The sequence below is a fragment of the Streptomyces sp. SJL17-4 genome, assembly GCF_036826855.1.
Taxonomy (GTDB): Bacteria; Actinomycetota; Actinomycetes; order Streptomycetales; family Streptomycetaceae; genus Streptomyces.
In genome coordinates this window covers 4,275,243-4,286,485 of record NZ_CP104578.1, presented here as the reverse complement: position 1 = coordinate 4,286,485, position 11,243 = coordinate 4,275,243, and the positions used below count along the sequence as shown (strand labels likewise).

The following is an 11,243-nucleotide window of genomic DNA, read 5'->3' as shown; positions in this document are numbered from 1 at the left end:
GTAACTGAAAAATATGCAGGTAGGACTAGTGGTTCGCACCTGTGGACGAACGCTCCCGTCGACGGAAGCGTTCGGTCAGTATCGGGTCAGGCCCGACCGTCCTGGGCCCTCGCCAGCCAGTCGGAGGCCGCCATGAACTCCCCGTCCGAGGTGCCGCGCCGCAGCGCCGCCACGTCCTCGACCGCGACGCCCGCCCTCGGGTACGAGCCGAGGAAGCGCACCTTGGGGCAGATCCGCTTGAGCCCCATCAGCGCCTCGCCCACCCGCCGGTCCGAGATATGGCCCTCGGCGTCCACGGCGAAGCAGTAGTTCCCGATCCCCGCCCCCGTGGGCCGGGACTGGATCAGCATCAGGTTCACCCCGCGCACCGCGAATTCCTGGAGCAGTTCGAGGAGGGCACCCGGATGATCGTCACCCAGCCAGAGCACCACCGAGGTCTTGTCCGCGCCGGTCGGCGCAGCGGGCCGGGCCGGCCTGCCCACGAGGACGAAGCGGGTCTCGGCGTTCTCCGCGTCGTGGATCTCGGTGACCAGCGCTTCGAGGCCGTACGTCGCCGCCGCGAACTCCCCCGCGAAGGCGGCGTCGAAGCGGCCCTCCTGCACGAGCCGGGCCCCGTCCGCGTTGGAGGCGGCCGACTCCCACAGCGCCTCGGGCAGATGCGCCCGCAGCCAGTTCCGGACCTGCGGCTGGGCCACCGGATGGCCCGTCACGGTCTTGATGTCCGACAGCTTGGTCCCGGGCCGTACGAGCAGCGCGAAGGCGATCGGCAGGAGCACCTCGCGGTAGATCATCAGCGGCTCGCCGGAGGCCAGCTCGTCGAGGGTCGCGGTCACCCCGCCCTCGACCGAGTTCTCGATCGGTACGAGAGCGGCGGCGGCCTCTCCGTTCCGTACGGCGTCGAGCGCGGCCGGGACCGAGACCATGGGGACGAGTTCCCTCGTCGCGGCCTCGGGCAGCGTACGCAGCGCGGCCTCCGTGAAGGTGCCCTCGGGGCCGAGATACGTGTACCGGGTGGCGGACATACCGTCACCCTAATGGGCCCCGGAGCCGCGGGCCGCCCCGCCGACGGGACGCGCGTGCCCGTCGGCGGCCGACCCGACAGGTCAGGACTCCAGGAGCCGCTGTCCCACGTACTCGCCCTCGGCGGGACCGCCGGGGACCGCGAAGAGGCCGCTCGCCTCGTGACGGATGAAAGCGGACAGCGCGTCGCCCCGGTCGAGCTTGCGCTGCACGGGCACGAAGCCCCGCAGCGGGTCGGCCTGCCAGCAGACGAAGAGGAGACCGGCGTCCGGCGTCCCGTCCGGAGCGATCCCGTCGTGGAAGGAGAACGGCCTGCGCAGCATCGCCGCCCCGCCGTTCTGTTCGGGGGCGGAGATCCGGGAGTGGGCGTTGTCCGGGATGACCGTCGTCCCGTCGGGACCGCGCTTGTTCAGATCGAGCTCGGTGGTCTCACCGCCGCCGGTGAGCGGGGCCCCGTCGGACTTCCGCCGCCCGATCACCTTCTCCTGCCGGTCGAGCGGCAGCTTCTCCCAGTCGTCGAGCAGCATCCGGATCCGGCGCACCACCGCGTACGAGCCGCCGGCCATCCACTCCGTCGCGCCCCCGGCACCCGCCGGGACGAAGATCCGCCGGTCGAAGTCGGGATCGGTGACCTTCGGATTGCCCGTGCCGTCGATCTGGCCCATCAGGTTGCGGGCCGTCATCGGCTTCGCGGTGGCACCGGCCGAGCGGTTGAAGCCGTTCATCTGCCAGCGCACCCGGGCCGCGTCGCCCGCGTCCTTCTGGAGGGCGCGCAGCGCGTGGAAGGCGACGAGCGCGTCGTCTGCGCCGATCTGCACCCACAGATCGCCCTCCGAGCGCCGCGCGTCCAGGGCGTCGGCGGAGAAGGCGGGCAGCGGGTCGAGCGCGGAGGGGCGGCGGGCGACGAGCCCGGTCCGGTCGAAGAACGTACGGCCGAAGCCGAAGGTGACCGTGAGGGACGAGGGCCCCGCGTCGAGCGCCACTCCGGTGTCACCGGCCGGGGCCTTGCCCGCCATCAGTGCCTTCGCCGTCACCGACCAGCGGCGCAGCAGGGCCATCGACTCCTTGCGGCCGGCGCCGGGCGCGAGGTCGAAGGCGATCAGATGACCGCGGGACTGGAGGGGCGTGGTGATGCCGGCCTGATGTTTCCCGTGAAACATCACCTCGGTCGCGCCGACGGACGTCAGCGCCGGGGCGCCACCGGCTCCGGTCCCGGCGGTGTCGTCGCCCGACCCGGCCGCGGTGACTCCGACGCCACCGGCCGCGCCGATGACGAGCCCGGCCGCGCCGGCCGCACCGACGGTGCCGAGCAGGCGCCGCCGGGAGATCTCAAGGTTGTCGTTCTCGGTCACGGGTCAGCCGATCTTCACGTTCTTCTCGATGGTGGTCTGGTCGATCTCGGAGGTACGGACGGTCACCTGGATCCGCCATTCGCCGGGCATCGGGATCTGGACGCCGCTCGCGCTCCAGTGTCCGGTCTGGATCCGGTCGGGGGAGACGGGCAGCGGGCCGACGTCCTTCGCCTCCAGGGTGAGGGCGACCTTGATCTCGGGGACGTCCAGGGGCTTGCCGTTGGGGCGCTCGACGAAGAGGTGGAGCGCGTTGGCGCCGGTGCGGCCCGGGTCGAGGCTGAGCCGGACGACGCCCTTGCCGTCGATGCCACCGGTGTCGAAGGGCAGCCGGATGTCGACGGGCCGGTCGGGCACGGCGGCCGGGCCGGCGGCGGAGGTGCCACCCCGCCCCGCCTCCTCCTCGGTCCGGCCGGGCTCGGTCGAGGTGAGGACGGTGGTGACGGCGAGGAGCACGACGGCGACGGCAGCCTCGGTCAGCACCGAGCGGCGCAGCCCGGCCCGTTCGGGGTCGGCGTCCCGCTCCCGCTTGCGACGCGCGGTGGCGACGGCGGCCCGCTGCCGGGCGAGCTGAGCGGCCCGCTCGGGATCGGCGGCCTGAGCGGCCCGAGCGGCGTCAGAGGTCTCCTCGGCCTCCCCGGCTTCCTCGGCCTCCCCGTTCTCTTCGCCCTCTTCGCCCTCTTCGGCTTCCTGGGCGTGCTCGGCTTCCTGGGCTTGCTCGGCTTCGTCGGCGGCCTCGGTCGACTTCGGGTCGGCGAGGCGCTGGGTCCAGCGGCGCGATATCCAGGCGATGCCGATGAGGACGCACATCAGGCCGATCTTGACGAGCAGCAGCTGCCCGTAGCGGGTCCCGGTCAGCGCGGACCAGGAGCCGACCTGGCGCCAGGACTGATAGAGCCCGGTGGCCGCGAGGACGGCCACGGAGCCGAAGGCCACCTTGGAGAAGCGCTCGATCGCCGAGCGGTCGACGGACGGCGCCTTGTAGAGCGAGACGAGCAGCACCGTGAGACCGCCGAGCCAGGCGGCGACGGCCAGCAGGTGCAGGATGTCGACGGGCATGGCGACACCGGGCTGGATACCGGTCGAGGCGTGTTCGGCCAGCGCCCAGGTACCGGCGATGCCGGCGGCGACGACGGTGCCGCCGACGCCGAGCCCGAAGGCGAGGTCCTTCTTCTCCTTCGGGTCGGTCCGGCGGGCGTAGGCGCCGAAGAGGACCGCCACGAAGAGCGCGGCCGCGCCGAGCAGCAGCAGCCGCGAAGTGAGCGCGGCGCCGGTCTTCGTCTCCAGGACGGACTTCAGACCCGCCAGGTCGAAGGCGTCGGAGAGCTCACCGGAGCCGGTGTACGGGTTGCGCAGGAGCAGCATGACGAGCGTGGCGCCGGTGAGGGTCAGCCAGCCCCGGACCACGGTCTGCTGGACCGGTCGGACGCTCGCGCCGCGCGGCCAGCAGACGAGGACGAAGGCGCCGCCACCGACGAGGACGGCGAACCCGGCGTACGAGACGTAGCGCGCGATGCCGTAGAGGGTGCCGACGAGACCGCCGCCGGCCGTCCGGTCGGGCAGGGCGACGGATGTCGTGGAGGGGGCGCCGATGGAGAAGGTGAAGGCACCGGAGATGGGGTGGCTGTCGGCCGAGACGGTCTGCCAGGCCACGGTGTACGTGCCGTCGGGCAGCCCGGCCCGGAGCGTCACGCCGTAGCGGACGATCGAGCCGCTGCAGAGGTCGAGTATCTCGCCGGTGTCGGCCCGCCGGCCCGCCGGGTCGAGGACCCGGATCGAGTCGGCGCTCATGGCGACCTGTTCGGAGAAGGTGAGGTTGACCTCCTTGGGAGCGGTGGCGACCACCGCCCCGTCCTTCGGATCGCTTCCGGTCAGCGCCGCGTGCGCGGACGCGGGGGCGGCACCGGCGAGCAACGTGCCGAGCAGCGCGGCCGCGAGGATCAGCAGCCGGGCCAGGGCGGTACCGAGGCGCGGGGCGGTGGTTGTCATCTTCCGGTTCACTCCGTCAGTTCTGTGAGAACTCCGTCAACGCGCTCAGTGCTGCTGCGGGTTGTGGTTGGCGGCTTCGACGGGAAGGTCGACCTTGATCGGGTCGGACTTCTCGAAGTGGAGCTCGATGCTGACCTTCTCGCCCTGCTTGGGCTTCTTCTTCAGCTCCATGAACATGATGTGGTTGCCACCCCGGGCGAGCTTCAGCTCCCCGTTCGCGGGGATGTCGAAGGCCTTCACCTCCTGCATCTTCTGGTTCTTCGTCTCGTGGATCGTGACGTCGTCGGAGATGGCGCTGGTGACCGAGGTGAGCTTGTCCGCGGTGCCGCTGTCGTTCTTGATGGTGAGGAAGCCGCCGGCCATGTCCATCACCGGCTGCGGCATGAACGCGCCGCTGATCTTCAGGTCGGGCTTCCCGTCCCCGGCCGAGTCGGACGCGTCGGACGAGGACGAACACCCGGTCAGTGCGAGCGCGGCGGCGAGCGCCACGGAGGCGGACAGGGTGGTGGTGCGGCGGTTCACGGGTTCTCCCCCTTGATGAGCTTCGGCAGATCCTTGGCGTAGTCGTCGACGGACGTGTCCTCGCCGTACAGGACGTAGCCCTGGTCGGTGGTCGGCGAGAAGGCGATCACCTGTGCGCCGTGCATGGAGACGACCTTGCCGTCCACCTTCTTTGGCGGGTCGATGCCGATGCCGATCTGCCGGGCCCCCGCCTGGATGGTGGAGAACGATCCGGTGAGACCGGTGAAGGAGGCGTCGCCCGCGGCGGGCAGCCACTTGGCGAGCTCGGCCGAGGTGTCCCGCTCGGGGTCGGTGGTGACGAAGACGACCTGGAGCTTGTCCTGGTCGGCCTTGGGGAGCTGCTTCTTGGCGATGGCGATGTTGCTCATCGTCATGGGGCAGACGTCGGGGCAGTGGGTGTAGCCGAAGTAGAGGAGCGTCGGCTTGCCCTTGGTCCGCTCCCGCAGGTCGTACTTCTGGCCCTTGGTGTCGGTGAGGACGAGTCCGGGCTTGGTGAACGGCCGGTCGAGGACGGTCGCGGCCTTGGTGGTGTCGTCGCCGCCGGAGACCACGGCGACCGAGTCGGAGCCGTTGGCCGCGGACGTGTCGTCGTTGCCGCCGAGGCCGACGGCCACGGTGATGCCGATCGCGGCGACGATCGCGGCCGCGGCGACGAACAGCGGGGTGGAGCGCCCGGGCCGGGCCGGGCCGCTCCCGGGCTTCGGAGAGGTTGTCTTCTCTGCGGACATGCTGGTTCTTCCGCTTCCTTCAGGTTCTCGGGATGAGGGTGCGGCCGTCAGGCCGTGCGGCGGCGGCCGGCGAGGACACCGAACGCGACGCCGGCGATGCCGACGAGGATGCCGATGACGCCGAGGATCCGGGCCGTGGTGTCGGAGGAGCCGGCGGCGGCCGTCTCCTTCTTCGCGTCGGCCTCGTCGTGGTGGCCGGCCTTCTCGTCCGTCGCCGCGGAGGCCGAGGCCGAGGCAGAGGCGGACGGGGCGGCGGCGCCGTGGTGGTCGGCGGAGGCGGCCGAGAGCTTCAGGACGGGGGCGGGGTTCTGGGGCTCCTCCGCGCCCTCCTTCTGCTCCTCGATCCAGCGCACGACCTCCTTGTTGTCGTACGTCTGGATCGCCTTGAGGACCAGCTGGTCGGCGTCCTCGGGCAGCTGGCCGAGGGAGAGCGGGAACTGCTGGAACTGGCCGGGGCCGATCTTCGAACCGTCGGCGGTCCACGTCACCTTGGAGACGGCCTCGTTGATCGTCTTGCCGTGCAGCTCCAGCGGCTTGCTGAGCTTGCTCTTGGTCACCTCGGCCTTCCAGCCGGGGACGGGCTGCGGCATGACGGAGGCCAGCGGGTGGTCGAGCGGGAAGTTGACCTCGACCTTCACGGTGGAGGCGTTGTCGCGCTCGTTCGGGACCTTGATGTTGACGGTCGCGTAGCCGCCCTTGGCGGCCTCGCCCTGCGGCTGCACGCTCACGTGCGCGAACGCGGTGCCGGACAGCAGCACGACGGAGGAGAGGGCGATGCCACCGGCGAGGGCGACCCGGGTGGCGGAGACACGGGACGAGGCACGGGACGAGGCACGGGAAACGGTCATGGCAGAAGACACTCCAGCTCGGAGGAAGGCGAGGGAGTCCGGCGCGCCGGGGGACGGACCCTGGACCGGCGTGCGGACGAGCACGGCCCCGCTCCCTGTGAGCGGTCCGCGTCAGGCTGCGAGAACGCAGTCGGCGGCCGGCGGGCCGCGCCTGATCACCGTGTCCTTGAGCGCCTCGGCCACCGGTGGCGGCGAGGAGTCGAAGGCCGTACGGACCGTCCGCCGCGGGCCCGTGCCGGGCGCGGCGGCAAGGCCGTTGAGCAGCGCGCGTACGAGCCGGAGCGCGGCCCGCAGCGAGCGGACGAGGGCGCACTCGGCGAGCTCCGTCGCCCCCTGCCCGGAGAGTTCGACGAGACGGCCGAGGGCCCGGTCGCCGCGCCGCAGCAGCCAGCCCGTGGCCACGGCGGCGAGCAGATGGCCGAGGAGCATGGGCAGACCGGGCAGCAGCTCACCGGCGGGCGCGGTCGCCGTGGCGGCCGTGTGTCCGAGGTGGGCGTGGGCACCGGACTGGGCGGTGGCCGGGTCGAGTCCGGCGTCGCGGATGATCCTGGTGGCGTCGGCGGAGGTGAGGGACGAGGTCCCCGCGCCGCAGACGAGCCGCGCCGCCATCCGTACGAGGGCGTCGTCGGCCTGGGTGCTCAGGCCGAGCTGGCGCTGGCCGAGGCCGAAGAGGACGTGCAGCCCGAGCTGTCCGCCGGCGAGGGCGCCGACGACGAAGCCGAGGGAGCGTTCCCGTCCGGTGAAGAGGACGGTGATGCCGAAGACGCCGAGGAATCCGGCGAGCAGCGTCCACACGGCGATGCCCGCGCAGGCGGCGATGGCGTGCCCGAGCGCGGACAGCACGACGCAGACCGCGGTGAACACCGCGGCCCTCAGCAGCCGTGGAGCGAGCGCGGGGGCATTCATGGCGGGCCCATCATCGCACCACGGGCCCCACCGGCATGAGGCAGGTCCAGAAGGTCGTTCTTGGGCCTCTTGGGGGTCTTCGGGGTGACATACACCGGCGCGTGGACCCGGTGCATCCGCCGAACGAGCGCTCTTGACGCTTCCGCGCGCTTACGAAGGGTTCTGTCCGGCAATAGGTATCGGTATGTCGAGCCGCTGCCGGGAGGCTGGAGCATGAGCATCTGGTGGTCACTCCATCTGCGGCGCGAAGCCGCGAGCGTGCCGCTCGCCCGAAGGCTTCTGATGGGCACGATGGAGACGGCGGGTGTCGATCCCGACGTGTCGTACGAGCTGTCGGTCGCGCTGACCGAGGCGTGTGCGAACGCGGTCGAGCACGGCGGCGACGGTTCCGACGGGTCCGGTGCGGCCGGCAGGGCCTATCGGGTGACGGCGTACCTGGACGGTGAGACCTGCCGTATCGAGGTGGCGGACTCGGGCCCCGGTTTCCCCGGCGCCGAGCTGCCCGCCGCGCCGTCGGACGCCGAGCACGGCCGGGGGCTGCGCCTCATCGAGGAGCTCGCGGACCATGTGCAGTTCGGCAACCGGTCCGGCCGCGGCGGGGCGGTGGTCAGCTTCGACAAGATCCTGAAGTGGAAGGACAGCCCTTCCCTGCTCATGGCGTGAGCCCCCGAGCCCCACAGAGCGTCGTGCGCCCCGCGGGTACGTCGTGCGCCCCGCGCGTACGGGGAAGGGCCCCCGCCGGTCGGTCGGCGAGGGCCCTTCGGTTCCAACGTACGCGGAGGTCAGCCCTTCAGCGCGGCCATCCACGCCTCGACCTCGTCGGCGTGGCGCGGCAGCCCGTCCGAGAGGTTCCGGTTGCCGTCCTCGGTGACGAGGATGTCGTCCTCGATCCGGACGCCGATGCCGCGGTACTCCTCCGGCACGGTCAGGTCGTCGGCCTGGAAGTACAGACCCGGCTCGACGGTCAGGCACATGCCCGGCGCGAGGGTCGTGTCGACGTAGGCCTCGGTGCGCGCGGCGGCGCAGTCGTGGACGTCCATGCCGAGCATGTGGCCGGTGCCGTGCAGGGTCCAGCGGCGCTGGAGACCGAGCTCAAGGACGCGCTCGACCGGGCCCTCGACGAGGCCCCACTCGACGAGCTTCTCGGCGAGGACGCGCTGCGCGGCGTCGTGGAAGTCGCGGTAGGCCGCGCCGGGCTTCACCGCGGCGATGCCGGCCTCCTGCGCCTCGTACACGGCGTCGTAGATCTTGCGCTGGAGCTCGGTGTACCGGCCGTTGATCGGCAGGGTGCGGGTGATGTCCGCGGTGTAGAGCTCGGTGGTCTCCACGCCGGCGTCGAGCAGCAGCAGGTCGCCGGAGCGGACGTCGCCGTCGTTGCGCACCCAGTGCAGGGTGGTGGCGTGCGGGCCGGCGGCGCAGATGGAGCCGTAGCCGATGTCGTTGCCCTCGACGCGGGCGCGCAGGAAGAAGGTTCCTTCGATGTAGCGCTCGCTGGTGGCCTCGGCCTTGTCGAGGACCTTGACGACGTCCTCGAAGCCGCGGGCGGTGGAGGCGCAGGCCTTCTCCAGCTCGGCGATCTCGAAGGAGTCCTTGATGAGGCGGGCCTCGGAGAGGTAGACGCGGAGTTCCTCGTCGCGCTCGGCGGTGACCTTGTCGGCCAGCGCGGCCTCGATGCCGGCGTCGTGGCCGCGGACGTTGCGGACGGGGCCGGTGGCCTCGCGCAGCGCCTCGGCCAGCTCGCGGACGTCCTTCGCGGGGACGCCGAGGAGCTGCTCGGCCTCGGTGAGGGAGTGGCGGCGGCCGACCCACAGCTCGCCCTGGCCGTCGAGCCAGAACTCGCCGTTCTCACGGTCGGAGCGCGGCAGCAGGTAGATCGTCGCCTCGTGGCCGCTCTTCGTCGGCTCCAGGACGAGGACGCCGTCCTGGGTCTGGTCGCCGGTGAGGTACGCGTACTCGGTGGAGGCGCGGAAGGCGTACTCGGTGTCGTTCGACCGGGTCTTCAGCTTGCCGGCCGGGATCACGAGGCGCTCGCCCGGGAAGCGGGCGGAGAGCGCCGCGCGGCGCTCCGCGGTCTTGTCGGCCTGGGCGATCGGCTCCAGGCCACGCAGCTCGGTGTCGGCCCAGCCGGACTTCATGTTCTCGGCCAGCTCGTCGGAGACGCCCGGGTACAGGCCGTTCTTCCGCTGCTTGATCGCCTGTTCCTCAGTCTCTTCCGGGGTCTCCGGCGTGAGCTCCTCGGCCACGGGTCTGCCTCCTCTTGGTACGACACTGAACCCCCACCATCGTACGGTCGTACGGAAGGGGGCCCAGGGCCGGAAGACCCATTACCGGAATGTCACGCTCCGATTACCGGTGCCCATGCGGGGCGGCCGCCCCGCGCCGCTCAGTCGAAGCGGGCGGCGAGCAGGACCACGTCCTCCCCGTCCACGGCGGTGTCGAGCCCCTCGGGCAGCAGGGTCCGCAGGACGTGGTCGGCGACGGCGCCCGGGTCGCCCCGGTCCGCCTTCGGCACGCTCGACGCCGCCGCGTGGAGCCGCGCGAAAGCCCGGTCCATGGCGTCGCCGGTACGGCGAAGCAGCCCGTCGGTGTAGAGAAGCACCGTTTCTCCGGGCTCCGGGGACAGCTCCACGCTCGGCGCCTCCCAGCAGGACAGCATCCCGAGCGGGGCCGAGAGCGAGGTCTCGACGAACTCGGTGCGGCGCTCCCCGATGACCAGCGGCGGCGCGTGCCCGGCGCCGGCGAGGACGATCCGGCGCCGCGCCGGTTCGGCGTACGCGAAGAGCGCGGTCGCCGAGCGGGCCGGTTCGGTGAGCCGGAGCAGGAGTTCCAGGTCGGAGAGGACGGCGACGGGGTCCTCGCCCTCCATCACCGCGTACGCGCGCAGGGAGGCGCGCAGCCGCCCCATGGCCGCGAGCGCGCTCGGTCCGGTCCCGGAGACCGAGCCGACGGCGAGGCCGAGGGCGCCCTCGGGCAGCGGAAGCGCGTCGTACCAGTCGCCGCCGCCGCGGGGGCCGGTGCGGTGACGGGCGGCGAGCTGGACGCCGGGGACGCGCGGGAGACGGCTGGGGAGCAGTTCCTCGGCGACGGTGGCGACCTGCACGCGGGCGCGTTCGACCTGGAGGAGGCGGGCGAGGTGCTCGGTGGCGAAGCGGCCGTAGAGCCCGATGAGGTGACGCTGGCGGTCGGTGGGTTCGGCGGGCTCGTCGTAGAGCCAGACGGCGGCGCCGAGCCGGCCGGCCTCCTCGGTGGCGAGGGGCAGGGCGTAGCTGGCGGCGTAGCCGAGACGGGCGGCGACCTCGCGGTGGCGCGGGTCGAGGCCCTCCTCGGTGCGGACGTCGCGGATGGCGATCGGATCGGGGACCCGCTCGGGGTGGACCGGATCGGGGAGGCCGTCGAGGAGGCGGCCGTAGCTGCTGGTGCCGCGCGGGACGGTCTCGATCGTGCCGAGATCCGAGTGGGCGAGGCCGAGACCGATGGTGGAGGCGGGGCCGAGCCCGTCGGCCGGTTCGAGGACGGCCATTCCGCGGCGGGCTCCGACGAGGGCGGCTCCGGCGCCGAGGACCTCACGGAGGGCCTCGTCGAGGGAGGCGGTCCTGATGAGGCGCTCGGTGAGTTCGTGGAGGGTGGTGAGGTCGGAGACCCAGGCGGCGAGCCGGTCCTGGATCAGCGCTCCCGGCGGGGAGACCGGTTCGGAGGGTGCTGCCGCCGCGGGGACTCCGGCGAGGGGCGCCGTAGTGTGCGGGGACCCGGGAACCGTGGAATCGATTCCGGCCACTTTCGGCATGTGTGGGGCGCTCATGTCAGTCGGCTTTCCGACCGGTGCGTTTGACGCCATAGCATCGCAAACCCCCATGTCATTCTGAGCCGCTCGATGCATCCAC

The 11,243-nt window shown here is 72.1% G+C and carries 10 protein-coding genes; 1 reads left to right on the top strand and 9 read right to left on the bottom strand.

Annotated elements, in window-relative coordinates:
* Positions 1 to 86: 86 nt before the first annotated feature.
* The 7 genes from pheA to N5875_RS19145 all read right to left on the bottom strand — a co-directional run bounded on the left by pheA (position 87) and on the right by N5875_RS19145 (position 7,362).
* Positions 87 to 1,022: a prephenate dehydratase gene (gene pheA, locus N5875_RS19175; RefSeq protein ID WP_318208313.1), complete on the bottom strand. Its 936-nt coding sequence runs from the start codon at positions 1,020 to 1,022 to the stop codon at positions 87 to 89.
* Positions 1,023 to 1,103: 81 nt separating this feature from the next.
* Entirely contained in the window at positions 1,104 to 2,372 is a 1,269-nt protein-coding gene (gene efeB / locus N5875_RS19170) for an iron uptake transporter deferrochelatase/peroxidase subunit (RefSeq protein ID WP_318208314.1), read from the bottom strand.
* Between the two features lie 3 nt (positions 2,373 to 2,375).
* Complete coding sequence (locus tag N5875_RS19165; RefSeq protein WP_338495085.1) at positions 2,376 to 4,358, bottom strand: copper resistance protein CopC; 1,983 nt, start codon at positions 4,356 to 4,358, stop codon at positions 2,376 to 2,378.
* A 45-nt stretch (positions 4,359 to 4,403) separates the two neighbouring features.
* The gene (locus N5875_RS19160; protein ID WP_338495083.1) at positions 4,404 to 4,880 is read right to left on the bottom strand and encodes a copper chaperone PCu(A)C; all 477 of its coding nucleotides are present in this window, start codon (positions 4,878 to 4,880) and stop codon (positions 4,404 to 4,406) included.
* The gene (locus N5875_RS19155) at positions 4,877 to 5,608 is read right to left on the bottom strand and encodes an SCO family protein (RefSeq protein WP_318208317.1); all 732 of its coding nucleotides are present in this window, start codon (positions 5,606 to 5,608) and stop codon (positions 4,877 to 4,879) included. Before N5875_RS19155 ends, N5875_RS19160 begins: the two co-directional genes overlap by 4 nt.
* Before the next feature lie 47 nt (positions 5,609 to 5,655).
* Complete coding sequence (locus N5875_RS19150) at positions 5,656 to 6,456, bottom strand: YcnI family protein (protein WP_318208318.1); 801 nt, start codon at positions 6,454 to 6,456, stop codon at positions 5,656 to 5,658.
* 111 nt (positions 6,457 to 6,567) lie between these two features.
* Positions 6,568 to 7,362 (bottom strand): hypothetical protein, encoded by a 795-nt coding sequence (locus N5875_RS19145; RefSeq protein ID WP_318208319.1) that lies wholly within the window; start codon positions 7,360 to 7,362, stop codon positions 6,568 to 6,570.
* A gap of 213 nt (positions 7,363 to 7,575) precedes the next feature.
* On the opposite strand from N5875_RS19145, the gene N5875_RS19140 reads away from it, so the two are divergent.
* Entirely contained in the window at positions 7,576 to 8,025 is a 450-nt protein-coding gene (locus N5875_RS19140) for an ATP-binding protein (RefSeq protein ID WP_318208320.1), read from the top strand.
* Between the two features lie 119 nt (positions 8,026 to 8,144).
* Here N5875_RS19140 and N5875_RS19135 read toward each other — a convergent pair whose 3' ends face one another.
* Both N5875_RS19135 and N5875_RS19130 read right to left on the bottom strand, forming a co-directional pair.
* Positions 8,145 to 9,605, bottom strand: a complete 1,461-nt coding sequence (locus N5875_RS19135) for an aminopeptidase P family protein (protein WP_318208321.1) — start codon at positions 9,603 to 9,605, stop codon at positions 8,145 to 8,147.
* 140 nt (positions 9,606 to 9,745) lie between these two features.
* Positions 9,746 to 11,137 (bottom strand): PP2C family protein-serine/threonine phosphatase, encoded by a 1,392-nt coding sequence (locus N5875_RS19130; RefSeq protein WP_318208322.1) that lies wholly within the window; start codon positions 11,135 to 11,137, stop codon positions 9,746 to 9,748.
* Positions 11,138 to 11,243 lie beyond the last annotated feature (106 nt).

What these genes read in the sequence shown, in the direction of transcription:
- N5875_RS19155 (WP_318208317.1), bottom strand. Translation starts at nt 5,608, where the DNA reads ATGTCCGCAGAGAAGACAACCTCTCCGAAGCCCGGGAGCGGCCCGGCC.
- N5875_RS19145 (WP_318208319.1), bottom strand. Translation starts at nt 7,362, where the DNA reads ATGAATGCCCCCGCGCTCGCTCCACGGCTGCTGAGGGCCGCGGTGTTC.
- N5875_RS19150 (WP_318208318.1), bottom strand. Translation starts at nt 6,456, where the DNA reads ATGACCGTTTCCCGTGCCTCGTCCCGTGCCTCGTCCCGTGTCTCCGCC.
- N5875_RS19140 (WP_318208320.1), top strand. Translation starts at nt 7,576, where the DNA reads ATGAGCATCTGGTGGTCACTCCATCTGCGGCGCGAAGCCGCGAGCGTG.
- pheA (WP_318208313.1), bottom strand. Translation starts at nt 1,022, where the DNA reads ATGTCCGCCACCCGGTACACGTATCTCGGCCCCGAGGGCACCTTCACG.
- N5875_RS19165 (WP_338495085.1), bottom strand. Translation starts at nt 4,358, where the DNA reads ATGACAACCACCGCCCCGCGCCTCGGTACCGCCCTGGCCCGGCTGCTG.